At 51.2% G+C, this 19,504-nt stretch carries 22 protein-coding genes, 1 tRNA gene and 1 pseudogene; 8 read left to right on the plus strand and 16 right to left on the minus strand.

The window, feature by feature from the left end; all coding sequences use genetic code 11:
* The first annotated feature begins 323 nt into the window (after positions 1-323).
* On the plus strand, positions 324-716 hold the full coding sequence (locus ACEW81_RS11305; RefSeq protein ID WP_373533093.1) for a hypothetical protein: 393 nt from the start codon (positions 324-326) through the stop codon (positions 714-716).
* Between the two features lie 61 nt (positions 717-777).
* Here ACEW81_RS11305 and ACEW81_RS11310 read toward each other — a convergent pair whose 3' ends face one another.
* The 4 genes from ACEW81_RS11310 to ACEW81_RS11325 form a co-directional block, all read right to left on the minus strand.
* The gene (locus ACEW81_RS11310; protein WP_373533094.1) at positions 778-1,620 is read right to left on the minus strand and encodes a flagellin N-terminal helical domain-containing protein; all 843 of its coding nucleotides are present in this window, start codon (positions 1,618-1,620) and stop codon (positions 778-780) included.
* A gap of 76 nt (positions 1,621-1,696) precedes the next feature.
* A complete protein-coding gene (locus ACEW81_RS11315) occupies positions 1,697-1,915 on the minus strand; it encodes a hypothetical protein (RefSeq protein ID WP_373533095.1) in 219 nt (72 codons plus the stop codon).
* A 531-nt stretch (positions 1,916-2,446) separates the two neighbouring features.
* Positions 2,447-2,638 (minus strand): hypothetical protein, encoded by a 192-nt coding sequence (locus ACEW81_RS11320; RefSeq protein WP_373533096.1) that lies wholly within the window; start codon positions 2,636-2,638, stop codon positions 2,447-2,449.
* Between the two features lie 98 nt (positions 2,639-2,736).
* Positions 2,737-3,609 (minus strand): flagellin N-terminal helical domain-containing protein, encoded by an 873-nt coding sequence (locus tag ACEW81_RS11325; protein ID WP_373533097.1) that lies wholly within the window; start codon positions 3,607-3,609, stop codon positions 2,737-2,739.
* Between the two features lie 275 nt (positions 3,610-3,884).
* On the opposite strand from ACEW81_RS11325, the gene ACEW81_RS11330 reads away from it, so the two are divergent.
* Positions 3,885-5,213 (plus strand): UDP-glucose dehydrogenase family protein, encoded by a 1,329-nt coding sequence (locus ACEW81_RS11330; protein WP_373533098.1) that lies wholly within the window; start codon positions 3,885-3,887, stop codon positions 5,211-5,213.
* A 179-nt stretch (positions 5,214-5,392) separates the two neighbouring features.
* On the plus strand, positions 5,393-6,067 hold the full coding sequence (locus ACEW81_RS11335; RefSeq protein ID WP_373533099.1) for a hypothetical protein: 675 nt from the start codon (positions 5,393-5,395) through the stop codon (positions 6,065-6,067).
* Positions 6,068-6,105: 38 nt separating this feature from the next.
* Here ACEW81_RS11335 and ACEW81_RS11340 read toward each other — a convergent pair whose 3' ends face one another.
* Positions 6,106-6,501: a hypothetical protein gene (locus tag ACEW81_RS11340; protein WP_373533100.1), complete on the minus strand. Its 396-nt coding sequence runs from the start codon at positions 6,499-6,501 to the stop codon at positions 6,106-6,108.
* Between the two features lie 75 nt (positions 6,502-6,576).
* On the opposite strand from ACEW81_RS11340, the gene ACEW81_RS11345 reads away from it, so the two are divergent.
* A tRNA-Met gene (locus ACEW81_RS11345) sits at positions 6,577-6,650 on the plus strand.
* A 107-nt stretch (positions 6,651-6,757) separates the two neighbouring features.
* Positions 6,758-7,024 (plus strand): hypothetical protein, encoded by a 267-nt coding sequence (locus ACEW81_RS11350; protein WP_373533101.1) that lies wholly within the window; start codon positions 6,758-6,760, stop codon positions 7,022-7,024.
* A 6-nt stretch (positions 7,025-7,030) separates the two neighbouring features.
* On the opposite strand, the gene ACEW81_RS11355 is transcribed toward ACEW81_RS11350, so the two are convergent.
* Entirely contained in the window at positions 7,031-8,011 is a 981-nt protein-coding gene (locus tag ACEW81_RS11355) for a tetratricopeptide repeat protein (RefSeq protein ID WP_373533102.1), read from the minus strand.
* Positions 8,012-8,046: 35 nt separating this feature from the next.
* On the minus strand, positions 8,047-8,637 hold the full coding sequence (gene lptC / locus ACEW81_RS11360) for an LPS export ABC transporter periplasmic protein LptC (RefSeq protein WP_373533103.1): 591 nt from the start codon (positions 8,635-8,637) through the stop codon (positions 8,047-8,049).
* Positions 8,638-8,877: 240 nt separating this feature from the next.
* Here lptC and ACEW81_RS11365 point away from each other — a divergent pair, with 240 nt between their 5' ends.
* Positions 8,878-9,273, plus strand: a complete 396-nt coding sequence (locus ACEW81_RS11365; protein ID WP_373533104.1) for a response regulator — start codon at positions 8,878-8,880, stop codon at positions 9,271-9,273.
* Here ACEW81_RS11365 and ACEW81_RS11370 read toward each other — a convergent pair.
* The 8 genes from ACEW81_RS11370 to ACEW81_RS11405 form a co-directional block, all read right to left on the minus strand.
* Positions 9,252-10,082 (minus strand): hypothetical protein, encoded by an 831-nt coding sequence (locus tag ACEW81_RS11370; protein WP_373533105.1) that lies wholly within the window; start codon positions 10,080-10,082, stop codon positions 9,252-9,254. The two genes, ACEW81_RS11365 and ACEW81_RS11370, sit on opposite strands and share 22 nt — an antisense overlap.
* Positions 10,083-10,241: 159 nt before the next feature.
* Complete coding sequence (locus ACEW81_RS11375) at positions 10,242-11,030, minus strand: enoyl-CoA hydratase-related protein (protein WP_373533106.1); 789 nt, start codon at positions 11,028-11,030, stop codon at positions 10,242-10,244.
* Between the two features lie 3 nt (positions 11,031-11,033).
* A complete protein-coding gene (locus tag ACEW81_RS11380; protein WP_373533107.1) occupies positions 11,034-11,411 on the minus strand; it encodes a hypothetical protein in 378 nt (125 codons plus the stop codon).
* Between the two features lie 390 nt (positions 11,412-11,801).
* Positions 11,802-12,686, minus strand: a complete 885-nt coding sequence (locus ACEW81_RS11385; RefSeq protein WP_373533108.1) for a thioesterase family protein — start codon at positions 12,684-12,686, stop codon at positions 11,802-11,804.
* On the minus strand, positions 12,683-14,005 hold the full coding sequence (locus tag ACEW81_RS11390; protein ID WP_373533109.1) for a (Fe-S)-binding protein: 1,323 nt from the start codon (positions 14,003-14,005) through the stop codon (positions 12,683-12,685). Before ACEW81_RS11390 ends, ACEW81_RS11385 begins: the two co-directional genes overlap by 4 nt.
* A gap of 5 nt (positions 14,006-14,010) precedes the next feature.
* Positions 14,011-15,240, minus strand: a complete 1,230-nt coding sequence (locus ACEW81_RS11395) for an FAD-binding oxidoreductase (protein ID WP_373533110.1) — start codon at positions 15,238-15,240, stop codon at positions 14,011-14,013.
* Positions 15,231-16,676 (minus strand): FAD-binding oxidoreductase, encoded by a 1,446-nt coding sequence (locus ACEW81_RS11400; RefSeq protein ID WP_373533111.1) that lies wholly within the window; start codon positions 16,674-16,676, stop codon positions 15,231-15,233. Before ACEW81_RS11400 ends, ACEW81_RS11395 begins: the two co-directional genes overlap by 10 nt.
* Before the next feature lie 10 nt (positions 16,677-16,686).
* Positions 16,687-16,899, minus strand: a complete 213-nt coding sequence (locus ACEW81_RS11405; protein WP_373533112.1) for a hypothetical protein — start codon at positions 16,897-16,899, stop codon at positions 16,687-16,689.
* Positions 16,900-17,052: 153 nt separating this feature from the next.
* Here ACEW81_RS11405 and ACEW81_RS11410 point away from each other — a divergent pair, with 153 nt between their 5' ends.
* Positions 17,053-17,646, plus strand: coding sequence for a B-box zinc finger protein (locus tag ACEW81_RS11410; protein WP_373533113.1), 594 nt, complete (start codon positions 17,053-17,055; stop codon positions 17,644-17,646).
* Positions 17,647-17,702: 56 nt separating this feature from the next.
* Here ACEW81_RS11410 and mutY read toward each other — a convergent pair whose 3' ends face one another.
* Positions 17,703-18,851, minus strand: a complete 1,149-nt coding sequence (mutY, locus tag ACEW81_RS11415) for an A/G-specific adenine glycosylase (RefSeq protein WP_373533114.1) — start codon at positions 18,849-18,851, stop codon at positions 17,703-17,705.
* Between the two features lie 289 nt (positions 18,852-19,140).
* Between mutY and ACEW81_RS11420 the strand changes: the two are divergent.
* A pseudogene (locus ACEW81_RS11420) lies at positions 19,141-19,504 on the plus strand (hypothetical protein); the annotation flags it as partial.

The following is a 19,504-nucleotide window of genomic DNA, read 5'->3' on the forward strand; positions in this document are numbered from 1 at the left end:
TCTTCTCATACACAACCACTTCATACACAAATCACTGATTTATCTTGCGCTGACTGCTATTTCAGCGCCTCTTTATCCACAAATTAGCCTGTAATCAGCATAGAGATCTCTTCAGAGGATCTCAAGCGGCAAATATACTACACTGGATCCAAGCAGAACCGGAAAATGACAGTAAGCAGGCTGATCAAGTAGGATCGATCTCATTGTTACCTTTTGAACTTTTCTGTAGTTTCTTCAAGTATTATGAATATTATCGGTCGATTTTTGGCCGGTTCATGGTGGTTTAAAACCGCTTGGTTGTTTAAAGTGAGGTATGTTTATTTATGGCAAAAGCAATTAACTGGCCCCTTGCATTTCGGGAGGAAGTGATAACCGAGGATTGCGAAAATCTATATAGCGCCTTCCGGCTGGGTAGCCTGTATTATGAGAATCGCTACTGGGTGCCGGATGAGGTGGTGGACATTCGGGTGAACCACAAAAAAATCAGAAAAGCCCAAGTGGTGGGTGATTTGAGACAATGCGCCATCAGCGAGCTGTCACCAGAAGACTTTAGGCAGCAAAAAACCACGCTACGCACTCGGGAAGCCCTGATTCGCTTTTTGGCGGAAACCTATAACCAGCCCGTGGATGAACAGACCCCGGTGACCATAGTGACGTATCGCAATCAACCCGTGATTCCCGAGGAGATTGAACAGCAGGATGATCCGCATATGTAGCCTCGCCAAAGCGACTTTGGCTTGATTCCAGCCGCTTTGCGAGGGTTTGAGCTGTAATGGACTACCGCCCTAACAAGCTGAGCGCAATACTAGGAAAGGTGTTGGCCTGTGCAAAGGCGTAAGCGCCTGCCTGTTGCAGGATTTGCAAGCGGGCCAAATTGGCCGACTCAAAGGCCACATCGGTATCTCGAATGCTGGAAAGTGAGGCCGATACGTTGGTTTTGGCAATACTGTTGTAATCCATGCGGTTAATCATGCGGTTTTGGTAACCGCCAATGCTGGCCAGGTTGCCAGCCACCGTGCCTATGGCCGAATCAATCTGGCCCAGTAAGGTGGTGGCGTTGGCTGCCGATGCCAGCGTGGTTTGTGTAATATTTAACCCGCTGGCCCCGGTGGTGTTGTTACTAAACGCCGCCTTAATATCAACGCTATCCCCGGTATTGGGGCCTGCCTGAATGTTAAAGGCCGCCCCGCCCGAAATAGAGCCGTCCAGTAAGGCGAAATCCCCAAAACTGGTGCCGGACGTGATGCTGGTAATGGCGGCCAGTTCGGCAGTTAGGCTGTCTTCAAAAGCGGCGTACTGGGCGGAGCTGTTGGTGCCATTGGCCGCCTGAACCGCCAGTTCCCGGATGTTTTGCAAGTGCTCATTTACTTGCTGTAAAGCGCTATCGGCGGTTTGTAGCATGCTTAAGCCTTGTTGGGCGTTGCTGGTGCCTGCGTCGTAGCCTCGAATCTGGCTGGTCATGTTTTCAGCCACCATAATCTGGGCGGCCCCGTCTCCGGCCCGGTTTAAGCGAGATCCGGTTGAAAGCCGCTCCAGGCTTTTGTTGAGCCGACTATTGGTAGCGTTGAGGTAGCGGCTAATATTCAGCCCAATGGTATTGCTGTTCAAGGTAATGGTCATCTTTACTCAATCCTTTCACTGGCCCTGATAGAATCCCCGATGATTTTATTGATTTGAGCGGGTTGAGCCGTTACGACTACCTTGAATCATGCTGTTTTAAAGCCAGCCATGCCGCGTTATCCAGTGCGCGAACCGATATATGACCGCTTTGGTGGTTCTCTTGGGTCACCTGATCACGGGGGGTGTTCTCTGAATGCGCATGTTGGTGTTTCCACCCGGAGAAAGCACCGTTTCTCATGGAAGGATCGGGTATTTTGGCTGGAAATGTTTCCTGATTGTGGTGTTGCTTTTGCATGGCCTGTCTCCTTAATGGTTTTGGGCGTTTAAACCACCCGGCGCCCGCTTCCTGCCAGCGCCCGACTTGTTTGGAATATGGGGATGATGAACCTGTGAGCCGGGGGGAACCTGTATGAGGTGTGGAAGCGCAGGGCGGAACGCGCCAGATACTTCTACTGTTTCCAGCCAAAGATTCCAGAACGAACTTGTTCAGTGTTAGAAGGGAGCCGGTTTGTTCCCTGTGGGTACCCTGATCAACCACGGTATGGGGACTTACGGCATTCACCGGATATTCCAAAAATCGCCTCAACTCTAAATGAAGGGGCGTTAGCGTTGAATACGCTCTATTTGGGAACAGAGCCTGATGAACGATAGGTCCTGATGAATTACCAAGTTTTAGTATCGACTTGATTTCTGAGGAGCTGAAGGGTACAGCGGACGATTCGTTACATTCCTTTACGGGTAGGGCTTTTTAAAATGCAGCCCATTAAAAAAGCCCCACTTTTTGTAAGTGGGGCTTTTGCGGTTTTTTAGGTTGACGTGGCTGGGGTTATTGGTGTTTTCGCACGGCCATGGCCACGGCAACCCGGCAACTGGACAGGGCAGCGTCTGAAGCGGCTATGTTCTCCATAATTACTTTTAGGGTTTGGCTGGAGACACCGGTGGGCAAAGCAGGCCCGCCCAAGCTGTTGATTTGTTGAATGGCGTTGTCGGACATAAACTTCATGGGGGTTTTTGACATAAGGCTCTCCTTAGGTTGGGCAATGAACAAAACAACACGGCATAATACAATCCCGGCGGGATATCAGAGGTTTACAAGGACAGTTTTGCTAAAGAGCGTTAGCGATTTTGCAACAGGCTGAGGATCATTCGAGGGAGCTGGTTGGTTTGGGACAAAACGGTTGTAGCGGCTTCGGTTAAAATTTGAGATTGGGTCATCAAAGCAGCTTCAGAGGCGATATCCACATCCCGGATTCTGGAATTGGAGGCCGAGAAGTTTTCCACGCCCTGTTCCAGGTTGCTGCTAACGCTTTCCAGCTGGTTTTGAAAAGAGCCGATGGTGGCCCGTTGCACGTTCACTGCTTGCAGCGCTGAGTCTACATCGGTTAGAAACGTCATGGACAAGGCATTGGTGCTTAAGTCAATATCGGCCACGGTGGCAAAGGTTTTGGGCAGGACGCCCACAATGCCAATGCCAATGGAGCTGGCATCCACCAGTGCGGGGCTTAAATCAACACTATTGGTTCCCGCGTTGGAGTTGGGGCCAATTTGCAGTTGGGCGTTGGTGGTGGTGCCATCTAGTAATGGAATGCCGTTCAGGTTGGTGGCGGCCGCAATGCGATCCACATCCGCCAGCAAGGATTTGATTTCGTTGGTAATCGACAGACGTGCGACGGCATCGTTGGTATCGTTGGCCGCCTGAACGGTCAGTTCCCGCACCCGTTGCAGGTTATCGCCAATAACACCCAGAGAACCTTCGGCGGTTTGTAACACGCTAACGCCATCCAGCGTATTGCGAGACGCCTGTTTCATCCGACGAATTGAGCTTACCAGGTTTTGAGAAATGGTCAGTCCCGCTGCGTCATCGGCAGCCCGGTTAATGCGGAACCCGGATGATAAACGCTCCAGCGATTTTTGCAGGCTTTTGGAATTGGTTCCCAGTCTGCGTTGGGCAATGAGGGAACTAATATTGGTATTGGGTACTAAAGACATACGGCACGTTCTCCTTAACGTTTCCGCCGTCGCCTGTCCGTGGCGACCGGTGAGTGAATCGGTTCTTGAAATTGGTTTCGGTTCACCCCCGGCAAAACTTGATAGTCCGCCTCCCGGATTTCCTCCCAATGAATGACCCATATCCGGGGGAAGGCCTTGGTGTGTTGTTTACACCACTTTTTTCAGGCTGGAATCCTTTGCACTGTGTTGTTTTATGGTAAAGTAGAGTCAAAGAGTTCTTTGTGAAACTGTTGTATGAAAGTGAGGGTTGGCCAGTGAAGATCGCCGTTATTGGATCGGGCTATGTGGGAACCGTAACCGGGACTTGTTTGGCAGAAATGGGCCATCATGTGGTGTGCGCCGATGTCAAAGCAGGCCGCATGCGGAATTTGCAGGAAGGCAAAGTTCACTTTTACGAAGAGGCTCTGGAGCCTTTGATCCGGGGCAACCGGGAAGAGGGTCGGCTGGAATTTACCACCGATATCGTGCAAGCCGTTTGCAATTCCGAAGTTATTTTTCTGTGTATCGGAACCCCATTGCTTCCTTCCGGCAAGCCTGATTTCAGCAGTTTATCCGCCGCCGTTAAAAGTATTGCCGAAGGCATTGACGGGTATCGGTTGATCATTGAAAAAAGCACCCTGCCCATTAAAACCGGAGAATGGCTGCAATCGCTGCTGCAAGAGCAGGTTCCAGTGGGTATTGAGTTTGATATTGCCGCGGTTCCCCAGTTTTTGCGGGAAGGCCATGCCGTTAATGATTTTATGCACCCGGATCGCATTATTGTAGGGGCGGAAAGCAAGCGGGCCATTGATACCATTGTGGAAATCTATCGCCCCCTGAATGCCCCCATTCTGGTGACTGATACCAACAGTGCGGAGTTGATTAAACACGCCACCAACGCCTTTTTGGCCACCAAAATCTCGTTTATCAATTCCATTGCTCAAATTTGCGAAAAAACCGGTGCGGATATCACCAGCGTGGCCCGAGGGCTGGGACTGGATCACCGTATTGGGCAGGAGTACCTGAATGCGGGTATCGGTTACGGAGGCATCTTTTTCCCCAAAGATTTGAACTCCCTGATTAACATTGCCGAGGATTATCATTTAAACCTGGATTTGCTCAAGCAAGTGGATATTATTAACCGTTATCAGCGCATTAGCTTTATTGAAAAAATTGATGAGGCTCTGGGCAAAAACCTGTCGGGCAAAACCATTGCCATTTGGGGTATTGCTTACCGCCCTCATACCGATGACTTGCGGGATACCCCCAGCTTAACCATTGTGCGTGGACTGGAAAAGCGAGGGGCTAAAATCCGGGCCTACGATCCGTTGGCCATGGAGCAGGCCAAAGAGTTGTTGCCCGATATTACCTACTGCCAATCGCCCTACGAGGCGGCTCAAGGGGCCGATGCCATCGCTATTTTGACCGAATGGGACGATTTTGCTTACGTGAACTTCCTGCGTTTGCGTCAGGAAAGCGACTGTCGTCTGATTGTGGATGGCCGCAACCTGTTTAACCCCGAGCGCATGAGAAACCTGGGTTACACCTACGTTAGCATTGGCCGTCGCAAAATTCTGGCTGAAAAATCCCCGCTAAAAGTATAGCCTGTTGGGGAGCGCTTGCCTGAGCGATAAGTTTAAACAATAGAACTTAGAACTTGGGCAATGCAATTCAGAGTACGCAAGCTTAGCGGATTCATTTAAAATAGAAGGGAGCCGGTCAAACAATCTTTGGGTTGCGGGGTGGCTCCCTTTTTAAAAACAGAGGTGTGGTTAGCGTTTTTATGGCCAATTTGAAAGATCAATCCCTACAAGGTGGCTCCCTGCCCCGCAAAATTGCGGAAGTATGGCCGGGAAGCGCTTTTTATGAGCCTAATGCGGTGAAAGCCATTCAGCAAAAAGTGGACAGGCTGGCCGCCCATATGCAAAAGCAGCTGAATGAGCATGAAGCCGCTATGCACAATACCTGTCAGGTTTTTGAGTATTTGTTACAGGACATGGAAAACTTTGTGGAGTGCTTTCAGTCCGCCTTTGACGCCAGAAACCCTGAAGATCTTGAAAAGTATGGCCCCCGCATTCGCTCACAATCTGATCCCGATCGCTCGGTGGGGATTTTACAGATTTTGTGGCATGCCATTAGTTTTACCACCCGTGGCAATACCAAGCCGTTGGCCCTGAATCGGCCGGGGCGTCCGCCTGCCTTTACCGGGCGTATTATCGCCCTGAATGGGGATTTTTTGGATACCCGCAGCAATTTGCATGCAGCCAGCTTTAACGAGCTGCTGGATCAGGAAATTGCCTCTCTGTATGTGCCTGCGGACCCGGCAGCGCCAGCGGTGATGAGTATCAAGCATTTGGCTGGTGAGGAAATCTACTTCCATCAAGCCGACGCCCCCCGGCGTTTCCTGCTTAAAGTGGTGGAAATTGTTTGCGGTGGCGGCTTTTTCCACGAGCAGTAGGGCCAAAACAATCATAAGCGCCGCATGCCCCCCCCCGATCAACACTCCGTTTGCAGGGTGGTTTCAATCATTTGCGCAATGGAGGGGATGAGCCGGGTTTGTAAATCTTCGGGGCAATCGCAAAGCAGTTGAATGGCTGAACTCAGGGCCTCGTGCAGGTCGTACCACCGGCGGTGCTGCCTGTGCTCATCCCAGGAGGCTTGAGTGGCCAGCGTTTGATTCAGCGCTTCAGTGGAAATGTCGGTGTCCTCTTCCATCTGATGCTCCACCACGATTTTGATAATATTGAGGGCCACCTGAGCCTGTTGCTTATCAGTGGCTTGGCGTAGCTGTTCCAGCGCTCTTTGCAGGACAGGATCCTGGTCGTACCAGCGATTGGCCAGATTTAATTCGGGTTCTTCCTTGGGGCTGTTCATGTTGGGTGGATCAGTCATATCAACAATATGGTTATTATAGCCTCCGCCTTGGTTGACAAGCACCCTCCATTCAACCCATAATAAAGTCCCCAAGGCATAGTAGCTCAGTTGGCTAGAGCACGCGGTTCATACCCGCGGTGTCGCTGGTTCGATTCCAGCCTATGCCATTTTTTAATTTCTTCAGGTTTCTGGATTTCATGGAGGAAGTGGTTGCCCTCCTTCGGAGATCCCTTTATAAATAAAGGGAGTCTGAAAGAGTGAAAGTGAGAGGCCTATGTCCACAAGCCAACCGTCGTTGCCGCCCAATATGCAGATTTCCGTGCTGGTGTTTATGAAATCCTTGGCCACGCCGCTGGTTTTATACTCGGATAACGCCAATCAGCTTTATGATGAAATAAAACAGCTGATTAAAACGGCCAATCCCCATACCCCCAAACTGGTTGAAAAACAGGGCGCTGGCCCTCTAAAAAAAGTCGCTTTTCTGGATACCGAGATTTCAGGGGTGGCCATGCAGCTAGAGCCGGTTTTTGGTCAGCGCTAAAATCGGTTATTCCAGTAATTTTTTCTTCAGCAGTTCGATATGCTCTTTAATTTCCGCTTCTTCTTCGGTATCGGTGCCAATTTGCAAATAGGTTTCAAACATTTTAATGGCGTTGGCGTACTGTCCGGCCTTTTGGTAGGCGTAGCCCAGGTTGTTATAGGCGTTTCCGTAGGCCGGATCAATTTCAATGGCCTTTTGGTAATGCTGGATGGCTTCCGGCATTTGTTCCTGGCAATAGTTGGCCAATCCCAACTGGTTATAGGCTTTGGCGTAGTTGGGGTCAATTTCAATGGCTTTTTCGCTGTAAAAAATAGTGCTTTCCCAATCCCCTTGTTTAGCCAGAGAAATGGATAAATCGTAATTGGCTTCCAGATTATTGGGATCCAGCTCCAGTACTTTTTTAAAGCTGTCAATCGCTTCTGACAGCTGTACAGCTTGATCTTGCAGTTTGCCCAAAAACAGGAAGCCGTTGATATTTTCAGGATCATATTCGGTGGCCTTTATGTAGGCGGCTATGGCTTCTTCCGTTTTTTTCTGTCCCTCATACACCAGACCCAGGGTGTAATGACAATCCGGGTCTTCCGGGTAAAATTCCAGGGCGGTTAATAACAGCTGCTCGGCTTCCGGGTATTCCTTATTTTCGTAAGCCAGCAAAGCCAGATTATAAAGGGAATCCAAATCTTCTGGCAACAGCTCCAGCACGTTTTGGAAGCAGTCTCTGGCGTTTTCTTTATCCTCCAGCTGTAAATAAATTAACCCCAAATTATAATGAGCATCTGAAAAATTCGAATTCATTTCCAAAGAGCGCAAAAGCAGGGTGACTGCCTTGTCCAGATTGCCCCCTTTGTAACAGTCAATCGCTTTGTTGTAATACCAGCTTGAGCTGCGATTGCTGATGCGTATATAAACTACCAACCCGGCCACGACGAGACAGCAGGCGATTCCGCCTGTGACCATTAAAATCACGCCAAAGGTTTGAGGGTTCATGGTTTGGTTGCATCCAGAAGTGTGTAAACTTCAGGTTATATAGCACTTAAGGAGGAAGTAACGCCTCCTTCTAAAGATATATTAGAGAAATCCAGCGTAAACCGACAGGTCTGGGCGGTGGATTTTCCTTCAGGAAAAGTCATTTCGACTCCTCCGGTTGCAGTAACCAATTCTGTTTTTGCGTTCCAGGACATGGTGGGCGCTTTGAGGGTGCCCCCTTTTCCACCGGTTTCCGGCTTTTGTTTGGAGGCCGCAATGACCCCGCCACTCAGCGTGACCTGGTTATTGTTGGTTAAATATTTGCCATGAGGCGCACTGAATGCCAAAACGGGTTTGCCCTCAGCGTTATAAAACTCCCCTTTTACATCGTTCAGCAAGGCTTCGGAGTTATCCTCGCTATAAGTGGCGGTGGCGGCATCCAGCTTCCACTTTTTAACGTTCCCCTCTGTTACGGTGAAAGAGGCATTTTTGCCGGTCATGGTCGGGTTTTTTTGAGCCGCTTGTTGCTGTTGTTTGCGAATGGCTTCTTCCCGCTTCAGGTTTTGGTCGGCGTTCCAAATGGACCAACCGCCGCCAATCAGCAGGATGATTAAAGCCAATAATATTAATTTACGGTACGAATTCATGAGGGGCCTGTTCGTGTTGAGTATTAGGGGGCAGGTTCCTGAAAGCAGGAAGGCTAAGGGCATCATACCAAAATTCTCCCACGGGAGGCACCTTGTTTTTACTTGCATGCATGCGGGGTGAGCTTTACCATGGGTGAGCCCAACCTAAGGCGAATGAGCTGGTTTATCGGCCTGCTTTCTTTAATAAGGGTTTAAATACGACCTTTGGAATTGCTAAATTAGTCATAAAAAGGAATGATCGTGTCCTCGGAGTTCTCCAGTACTTCCCTAATTATGAAAAACCTGCGGGTTCTGGTGGTGGATGACGATGCCGATATTCTCTTTTTGGCTAAGCTTTTTCTGGAATCAGCGGGTTGTGTGGTAATGGACTGTTTGGAGCCGAAGTTAGCTTTAGCGGCCTTGGAAACCGAAAGCGTGGATTTGTTACTGACCGATTTTCGAATGCCCGGCAGTATCAGCGGGCTGGAGTTGGCCCACTTGGCCACCCGCCTGCATCCTCAGCTTAAAGTGATTATCGCCACGGGCATGGGCCCGGATTTTTGCCAAGAAATTGGAGCGGAGGGCTTTATGGTTCTGGAGAAACCATACAACCGGGATCATCTGGTACGAACCATTCAAACCTTGTTTGCGGAGTGAACATTTGTGGCATGAGGCTGTGGCAGCCAATGTCCGTCGCTCAGTACATTTTGTAGCGCTTGGTGCGCTTTTTGCAGGGCGGGCTTAAACAGTAGAGAAATCTGGTTGTTCAATGCCAAAAAACAGTTCTGCAACCGCTCCACCGCTTGGCTGAGCCTTTCCTGGTCGGCTTGGGTTCTCAGTAGCCCGGCGTTCACGCATTGGCGAATTACATCGATTAGTACTACTTTGTGGGCCACCTGATGCAGTTTGAGAATATCCAGCAGGGGCCATTCCGGGTGGTTCAAATCTGCTTCCAGTGCCTGCAGGAAGGGCTCTTTTAAATGCTCCCACACTTCTGGGCGAGCAAGGATGGTTTGGGCCAGCCGCTGGCCAGCCTGCTGCCGTTGGGAAGGCGCTTGGCGGAAATCAGTGAGGGGTTCCAGAAAGTGGGCGTGATCCAGAAACGGCAGCTTTTTGCTTTCCATTAACTGCTGGAATATAGCGCTGCGGGGCTTGGAAAACCCATCTTCCTCCTGAAAAACCAGTTGACCATTTTGATAGAAGGACCAAAGGGGTTTATTCTGCCAGGAATCGGTTTCCCATAAAAGCAGGTATAAAGTGCTTTTTGAGGTGTCCCAACCTGCGGTCCACTGTCTGGCCCGGTTTCCAAACAGCATGCCCAGCGGGTCATGATATTCTGAGGAAAGCCGTTGCCACCGGTTTTGAAGCAGGTTTTGCAGCAAAGCGTCAGCCTCTTCGGGAAACAATCGGGTGTTTTCCGGGCGCTGCGGGTTGGCTTGGGCTGGGTGGGTGGCAAAGGTAGACATTATTTCAGTGTATAAGGCCCCGCACTAAAAGCAAAGAAGCCGATAGTGCCATTGCTAATGCTGAAATAAAACCCGTCACCCCTGATTTGTTGCGACCCCATCGCTCGGCTGAACTACCCTTCAGCAACAAGGCGCTGTGCCTTGCTTGCCCTAGTGGCCTTAGGCGTTTTTCCAAACTGCGGCGCGCTTTTCCTGAAAGGCGCGCATGCCCTCTTTTTGATCGGCAGAGGCGAACAACAGGTAAAATAAATGCCGTTCGTAGTCCAACCCGTCTTCCAGCGGTGTTTCAAAGGCTTTTAAAATGGCTTTTTTGGCCAGTTGAACGGCCATGGCGGGTTTTTCGGCAATGATTTTGGCCAAGGCCATGGCCTCTGCAATGGTTTGGCTGTCGGGTACAATTTTGTTGATTAAGCCCATATCCAGCGCTTCTTGCGCTTTAAAGGGCCGTCCTGTCAAAATTAATTCCATGGCTTTGGCTTTGCCCGCCACTCGGGTTAAGCGCTGGGTGCCGCCTGCCCCGGGAATCACCCCAATGTTAATTTCCGGCTGCCCAAAGCGGGCGCTTTCCCCGGCGATAATCAAATCGCACATCATGGCCACTTCGCAGCCGCCCCCCAATGCGTAGCCGTTAATGGCGGCAATCACCGGCTTTTTTAAAAGTCGAATGCGATCCCAAACCGCCAGATCATTGGCAGCCATCATCTCAATGGCAGAGGCGCCTGCCATTTGCTTAATATCAGCGCCAGCGGCAAAAACGGTTTCGCCCCCCGTTAATACCATGCAACCAATCTGCTCATCCGTGTCAAAGCGCTCCAGAGACGTTACCAACTCCTTCATCAAGTCTGGGTTCAGGGCGTTTAACGCTTCTGGCCGATGAAGTTGCAACACCCCCACCCGGTCCAGCTGGTGAACCTGAATATAGTTTAGGGGGGTAGCGGCTTGGCTCATGGCTTAATTATCGCTGATGGTGCGTTCAAAAATATCGGCGCTCAAGGCTTTATTACGGGTAAAAGGATTGTTGGCCTCATTGTTTTTCACGATTTCAATGGGCTGAATGTCCTGACCCGTCAGTTTGCGGTGCAAATTCCGTAAAAAGCCACTACTGTAAGGCAGGGATTTGGAATTTTCCTGATGCGCGACCAGTTCCACAATGCCATGGTCGTTACCATGATCAGTCTGATCGACTCGTTTAATGAAGACATCCAGGTTTTCACCAAACAGGTCATGAGAATCTTTTTTAAGCCGTTCAGCCTCCAGTTGTCGCAGCACTTGCGGCTGAACGCCCGAAAAGCGAAGAATTCTTTTTGATAAGGGGCTTAACGGATCCATTTGGGGAATTCCTTTTTAAATTTATTTGTTGCGTATTAAATAACCAAAACAAACTACGGGATCACTCGTAGATGAGCAAAAACAGCATTATTACTTTACAAATGCTCGCAACATCAGGGCGATACCCGACTTGAAATGGCATTCAAAGCCATGAGCCGAGCTGCTTTTCATGTTTTACGCCTACTGTTTTTACACGTTAAGGCGCTGATTTTTAGAAAAATGGATAACAGGCTTTTGCTTTGTAAAGTTAAAAAAATATTTATTAAGTACCGGCTAATTCTACCTGAAAAATAAGGCAAGTCAAATTCTTAACTGTTTGATTATACAAAGGATGGCCTGTTTTGGGGGGATTTAAAAAGCACGGTAATATATATAAATGAGCGGGCTTTCTTAAAGCTTGCTGGGAAAGCCATCCAGTTGATCTCGTAACTGGAGGGCAAAGCGGGCCAATGCTTTTTCGGTAACGCTGAGGCGAAGGGTCAAAGTGTCCTGCTTGCCGCTGGGCAAATCGAGGTTCAATTGGGACAAACGAACCACACAATCAGAGGTTCCCGGCTCCCCGGCATCCGCCCAAGCCAGCTCTAACACGGGTTCCAAAAAATCAGACTGAAAACTGCCGCTTTGGCCTTTGCCAAGTCGGGTGGCCGCCTCCAGCCATTCTTCAATTTCATGTCTCAGTAAAAAAGGGCCTTTGTAGGTTTGGGGTGCTTGATGAGGGGCAAAGGCGCTGATCTGGCAAATCAGCCATTCATCATAACGAGAGCAGGGAAACTGGCCGGTTTCCCACTTTAAAATTTCAAATCGAAAGCCGCTTTGGCCATCGGCTGAAAGCAGTTCGGCCATCGGCACGGTGAGGGGTGGGTTGGGGGTGTTTTTTTCGGGGGGCGAAAAATCTTGAACCACCGCATACAACTTGCTGGCCTGAACCAGTGCCTGAGTTAAAGCCCCTTCCCCGATTTGAACCTGCTGATGCCACGCTTGCACCCGGCTAACCACTTTGGTATTGCCCACATGGGTAACCGTTGAGCGCACCCGAACGGTGGCCCCAACCGGTGTAGCGGCCATGTGCTTTAAATCAATGTGATAGCCCACGCTCTCTTCGCCTGCTTCCAGATAGGGGGCCACTTGTTGTCTGGCGGCCCATTCCATGTGGTTTAACATGGCGGCGGTGGCATACAGGGGGTGAATGACCTGATCCCCGAACTTGGGCCTCATGTCCTCTTGTACCTGAATAAAAAACTCGTGAAAATCGCCTGCCTTCAGCCCTGGTTTCATTGCGGGGTCCTTTTGGGGTTGAGGGGGGTGGTACTTTGGGGAGAGCGGTACGCTTGGGCCAGAATGGAAACAGGATGACGCACTTGCATGGGTAAATGGCTGTCCTGAATGCCTTTTTCCAGTTGCAGCATGCAGCCCGGATTGCCGGTGATTACCGTGGAAGCCCCGCCTTGATGACAAGCGGTTTGCAGGTGTTCCATTTTCACATCCAGTATTTCGCCGCTCAATTCAGGATGTTCCACGTTAAAAATACCGGCGCTGCCGCAGCAGGCTTCCATCTGGGTAAGTGGCACCAGTGTCACTCCCGGTATTTGGGCCAGCAATTGCATAGGTTCCTGTTTGACTTTTTGGACATGATACAAATGGCAGGCCGCATGATAGGTGACGGTTTCGTGCATGGCGTAATTTTTAAAGGGGGCCAGCGGCTTTTTGGCCAGCAGTTCCATCACGTCTACCAGTCGTTCCGAAAACAAGGCCGCTTTTTCCGCAATCAGCGAATTGGTGGCCAGCAAATGGCCATATTCTTTCATGCTGGAGCCACAACCGGCGGAGTTCACCACAATCCATTGGGGGTTCACTTTCAGGGTTTTTTCCACCAGCGCTTCGGCCAGTTGGCGGGTAATATCGGTTTCTCCGGCATGGTGGGCCAAGGCTCCGCAGCAGCCTTGCTCTGGAATGACTACCCAGTAGCCGTTAGCGGCCAGCACCTCAATGGTGTCCCAGTGCACCGGGTTGTAAAAAATATCCATTACGCAGCCGGTGAGCAGGGCCACGGTTTCCCCGGTGGGATCCCCAAAGCCAGCCCCCGCCCGGAGTGCTTTTCGGGCCGGAATTTCGGGCAGCAAGCCTTCCTGATGGGCCAGCGAGGGGGCTATGTTCAATAACCCCAGTTGGCGAACCATTTTTTGCAGGCCGCTGCGTTGATACAGCCTTAACAACTGCCCTCCCAGCACCAATAAACCATGATTGGGCAGGACTTGGCTGAAAATCAGTCGTTTGAAGGCCCGCAAGCCGCTGGTATCCTGCTGGGCCATGTCTTCACGGGTACTCAGTAGCAACTTGCCATACTGTACGCCAGAGGGGCAAACCGTTTCGCAGCCGTGGCAGGCCAAACACTGATCCAGATGGGGCTTGACCGCTTCGGGGGCCAGTTGGCCTTCCAGCAGTTTTTTCATTAAGTACAGCCGCCCACGAGGCGATTCCGCTTCTGAGCCGGTGACTTTATAGGTAGGACAGGCAGGCAGGCAGATGCCGCAATGGATACAAGCTTTTAGCTTGTCCAGTTCCAGTTGCAAGTGGGGCAGTGGGTTGGGGTTCATGGGACTCACGATAAGGCTTGGGCTAAGGGCAATCTAGGCGTAAACAAAATGCCTTTGGGATCATAGCTCTTTTTTAAATCCCGTAGCAAGTGGCGCAAAACGGGTTGAGGGGGAATGTTAAACTCGGCGAAGATGGCGGTGGCTTCCGAGGTGGCGGTTACATCGCTTTTGGCGATTCGCAGGATCTGCAAAACGCCTTCAAACGGTTGGGCCTGTTCTTTCAGGTAGCGCAGGGCGGCAAAGGGCAGCCGGGTGGCGTGGATATAAACCAGTCCTGCCGCGGGGCGAACCTGAAGGCGCAGCTCCCCCAAGGAGCTTTGCTTGCTGATTTGGGTAACAAAGCCCTGCCATTGGTTGAGCGGAAAGGAAACCTCAATCAGGGTTTGCGCTTCCAGCTGGTTTTGCAATTCAAAAATCAGGGCCTGTCCGCTTCGGGTATCCAAAACAGAAGGTTTGGGGCCGCCCAATTGAGCCAATACCTCTTCGTACTGGGCAATAATCAGATCATCCCCGGTCACTTCAATCAGCAGGAACCATTGCCATTTTTGCTGAAACAATTCGCACACATTCAGCGGCAGCTTACTGTCCATTAACCGGGTTAAAAAGCTGTAGGCGCTATTCAGGGATTCTAACTCGTACAGCCATTGCCTGCGGGCTTGGGGCAAGGCCGTCAGCTTCAGGGTAACCGAGGTTAGCACCCCAAAGGCGTGGTGTCCCCCAATGTGCAGCTTGGCTAGGTCGTATCCGGTTACGTTTTTAACCACATCCGCCCCGCTCACGGTTATTTGTCCATTGGGGGTGGCCAGTTCCGTTTTCAGCACATAATCCCGTGGGTATCCCCGCAAGCCGGTTTCCAGCGCTGGTCGCTCTTCCGCTAAAATCTGGCCAATACTCATGTTGGGCGGGTAACTGAGCGGCCAGGTTTGTTGATGAGGCGCCACTACCGCCAACAATTCCCGGTAGGTCATGCCGCATTCCACTTGAATGATAAAATCCGCCACCGGGTGCTGGCGAACCTGATTGAGTGCTGATAAATCCAGCCACAAGGGTTCTGGCAACAGGGCGGCCTCTGTTTCGCTGAAGGCCACTGGTTTGTCTTGGGCCTCGCACCATTGCAACCATTGGGCCACTTGCGGGGCCGTTTGCGGGGTGAGCTTGTGCCCGTTTTTGCCTGCAAAATCCCAAGGCAAAGCCAGTTGGGGGGCTTGCGGGGCGGTGGATAACTTTAAATCCATAAGCCCTCCCCGGTTAGCAGGCTGGGACTGATGGCATGGCGGGCCTCGCCGCAAGCGGTTCGCATGGGGAAAATCTTTTCCGGGTTGCTCAGGTTGGCCGGATCAAAAATGCGCTTCAGTTTTTTCATGGTTTCCAGCGATTCCGGGGAGAACTGTAAGGGCATTAGTTCGGATTTTTCAATGCCGATGCCGTGTTCTCCGCTTAGTGCGCCGCCCACCGCAAGGCAGGCATGCAGAATTTCTTCGCTCGCTTGCATGCCCCGCCGCACCTGATCGGCGTTGTCGGGGTCAAACAATACATGCGGATGCAGATTGCCATCGCCCGCATGAAAAACGTTGCAGATGATGACATCATAGCGCTCGGCCACTTCATAAATTTTTTCCAGTAAGGGAACCAGCTGGCTGCGGGGAATAACGGTATCATTCAGGTAAAAGGCAGGGGCGTAACGACCATAGGCCGCCACTGTGGCTTTACGGGCTTTCCATAAGGCGGCCCGCTCGTCTTCGGTTTCCCCAACCCGTATTTGGCTAACCTGATGGGCGGCCAGAATTTCCTTGAGCTTGATTTCATCGTGCAGTAACTGGGCCGGGTAGCCGTCCAGTTCAATCAGTAAAACCGCTTCGGCATTTTCGGGGAAGCCCACGTTGAAGGCCTGATTGACGGCCACCACGGTAAAAGCATCCATAAACTCAAGAGCCGAGGGCATTAGTCCGCTTTGAATGATGCTGGCCACCGTGCCGCCCGCATCGGCCACACTGTTAAAGGCGGCCAGATAAACCCGCACTTTTTCAGGTACAGGGGTGAGTTTTACAATGGCTTGGGTAATCACCCCCAGAGTGCCTTCAGAACCCACCATTAAGCCCACCAGATTGGGGCCATGGCTGCGACGGTTTTTGCCGCCCATCCAGGTGAGGGTGCCATCGGGCAAAACCACTTGCAGGGCTAAAATATGATCGGTGGTTACCCCGTATTTAATGCAGTGGATGCCCCCTGCGTTTTCGGCGATATTGCCCCCCAGCGTACAGGCGCTTTGAGAGGAAGGGTCCGGGGCGTAGAACAGGCCGTGCGCTTTTAAGGCCAAATTCAGGCTGGCGTTGATGACCCCCACTTCGACGGTAGCGGTGCGGTTGGCTTCGTCAATTTCGGTAATGCGATCCATGCGGTTCAGGCCAATTTGCACCCCGCCTTGCATGGGCAATGCTCCGCCGGAAAGCCCGGTGCCTGCCCCTCTGGCGGTATAAGGCACGTTGGCCTCAATGCAGGCTTGTACAATAAAGGCCACTTCTTCCGGGGTTTTGGGAAGGGCCACCAAATCCGGCTTTTTTTGAATCAAGACGCAGGCATCGCACTCATAGGTGGCGAGTTCTTCTGGTTTATCCAGAATATATCTTGCTCCGAGTTTGTCGCGGAGCTTTCGAACCAATGCTTGCGACATGATGCCTTTCTCAGGATTTAAAAATGGCTTGGTCGTTGGAGGGTTCATCCACATCCGGGGGCAAAACCCGGCTTTTGTCCTGATCGGATTTTGCGAACATCCGGCAATCCAGAAATCCGGCCAGCCAGCCCAGGCCCAGCAGCATCATCCAGCCCGATGGATCGGGTGAGTTGCCGGTCATCAGCAAGGCGGCAATAATTAAGCAAAGCAATACGAAAAACATGCTTCTATTCTAGCTTTAAAGCCACCGTTTTAAAACCGTCGCTTCTAAAATTCTGGCTTTAAAAGCGTTATAAGCCCATAAAAAGTTGGCCAACATTCGACCGCAACCCCATAATCCGTTACAGTATAGCTTGTAGAAACCGGCTGTTCATTCATGTCATCCCCCACCGATTCCTCTAATATTCCTTGTACCGCTCATCCTCAAAGCCTTACCCGGCTTCGTTGCACTGAGTGTGAAACGCCCATTTGCCCCAAGTGTATGGTGATGTACGAGGTGGGCTTTAAATGCCCCGGCTGCGCTAAAAAAAGGCCCAGCCACTTGGCACAGGTGGCATTGCGTCACTGGTTAACGGCAGGGGCTGTGGGTCTGGGTTTAGGCTTGGGTTATGGGTGGCTGCACCCTTGGCTGATGGCCATTGGGGTGCTGCGTATTTTTGGCTTGCCGGTGCTGGCTTTTTTACTGGCTTACGGCTTGGGTAAAAGTGCGGGAGGGCTGGCCCATCGGCTGGCGGGTTATAAAAGAAACTGGAAACTCAGTTTATTGGTGGTGTTCTCCGTCTTGGCGGGCGCTTTTTTGGCCTTGCCGTTCCAAACGGAATTAATGAACGTTTGGGAGGTGGTGGGCAGTGCTTCCAGTAACCCGTATTTATCCGGCACTTCCAGCGCTTTTTATGTGCTGGGGCCTGCCTTGCGTTTGTTGGGGCTATACTTTTTTGTTCAGGGCATTTACCGGGCTTTTCAAGCCTAAGTAAACAGGCCGCAGGGCTGGGCTGGTCTTTTGGTGGTTTAAAATTGTGATTGCGCTCATGAGGGCAAAAGTGCGCATTCGGCTTTTGAACCATCGATAACCGGCGGCACGGGGTTGTTTTGCCAGTCGTTTAGTAGTTGGGTAAGCACTGTTTTATTGGCTTTGGGAAAGGCAAACTGTTCCAGTGCATCGGGGCTAACCCACTGCCAGCCTTGAGAGGCTAGAGATTTGGGTTCGCCCCCCAGATAGGCGCAATGGTAGGCATGCAGCGTAATTTTAAAGTGGGTGTAAGCGTGTTTGACGGCGGTAATTTTCTCTCCCACCGTCACTTCAATGCCCAGTTCCTCTTTAATTTCCCGAAAAACGGTTTGCTCCAGCGTTTCCTCAGGCTCCTGCTTGCCGCCGGGGAATTCCCATAGCCCGCCCAGTAGACCATTTTCAGGCCGTTGTTGAATTAAAACCTGATGATCGTTCCAGATGATACCCACCGCAATGGTATGGTGGGGCGTTGCTTTTTTGGGGGCTTTCACCGGGCGTTCATGCTGGGTGCCGTGGGCGCAAGCATCGCAAAACCGTTTGACCGGGCAAAGCAGGCAGCGTGGATTTTGCGGCGAGCATAGCGTGGCCCCCAATTCCATCATGGCCTGATTGAATAAATGAGGCTCGGTGCTTTCCGCCAATAGTTCTTCAGACGCTTGCCACATTTGATGGATGACCGCCGTTTTTTGAATGTCCTGATCAACATCATACAAACGGCTAATCACCCGCTTTACGTTGCCATCCAGCAGGGGGTGCTTTTGTCCGTAGGCAAAGGTTAAAATGGCCCCAGCGGTGCTGCGACCGATGCCGGGTAAGGCTTCCGCTTCCGCCAATGTTTGTGGAAATTGCCCGTTATGTTTTTCTACCATTTGTTGGGCTGCTTTTTGTAAATTACGGCAGCGGGCATAGTAACCCAAGCCTTCCCATAATTTTAAAACCTGATCGGGCGGTGCTTGGGCCAAAGCCGAAATGGTGGGGTATTGGGCCAGAAATCGCCGGTAATAATCCAGCACGGTTTTAACCTGGGTTTGTTGCAGCATAATTTCTGAGAGCCAGATGGCATAAGGATCGGTGGTGTCACGCCAGGGCAGTTGTCGGTGATCCGCTTTGTACCAATCAGTCAGTGCGTTGGCAAAACCCGGTTTGGATATCAATGGGTGCGTCATGAGATGGCTTTTTCTTAACAGTTGGCATGGGATAAATGGGGCGGAAGGGCCTTTCAGGTCCATCATATTCGTCGAAATGAATCAGTAGTTATTAAAGTAACAAAAACAAAAAGGAGGCAATTGCTGTTTATTGAATGTTTTTATTTTTTAAGGAATTGCTGCCAAGTGCAATGTAAAAAAGTATTGATAGCGCCATGAATGATGCATGACCGATCATTCACGCTGAAAGAAACATTTAAACAATAAACGCTGTGAGATAAAAAGCGCGAATTTTAGAGGAGAGAACAAGATGTCAATGTCTGGAATTGGAGCCGGTGGCCTTATGCCTACCGCATATAGTTATCCCCAAATGAGTAGTGCGCAAGCTGGTACTGCTGGGGCAGGCACCGCAGCAGGCGGCGGCGTCTTGGGCGGCGCTAGTGGCACTGCATTAGGCGGCGGCACCATGGCCGGTACTGCTGGTGCTGGCACCGCATTAGGTGGCGGTATCTTTGGTGGTACTGCTGGGGCAGGCACTGTATTAGGCGGCGGCACCATGATGGCCGGTACTCCTACCGCAGGCACGGCAGCCGGTGGCGGCGTCTTGGGCGGCACTGCGGGTGCAGGCGCCGCAGCTGGTGAAGGCGCTGGAGCCACTCAGATGCTACAAATGA

It is taken from the genome of Vampirovibrio sp. (assembly GCF_041737375.1).
GTDB lineage: Bacteria > Cyanobacteriota > Vampirovibrionia > Vampirovibrionales > Vampirovibrionaceae > Vampirovibrio.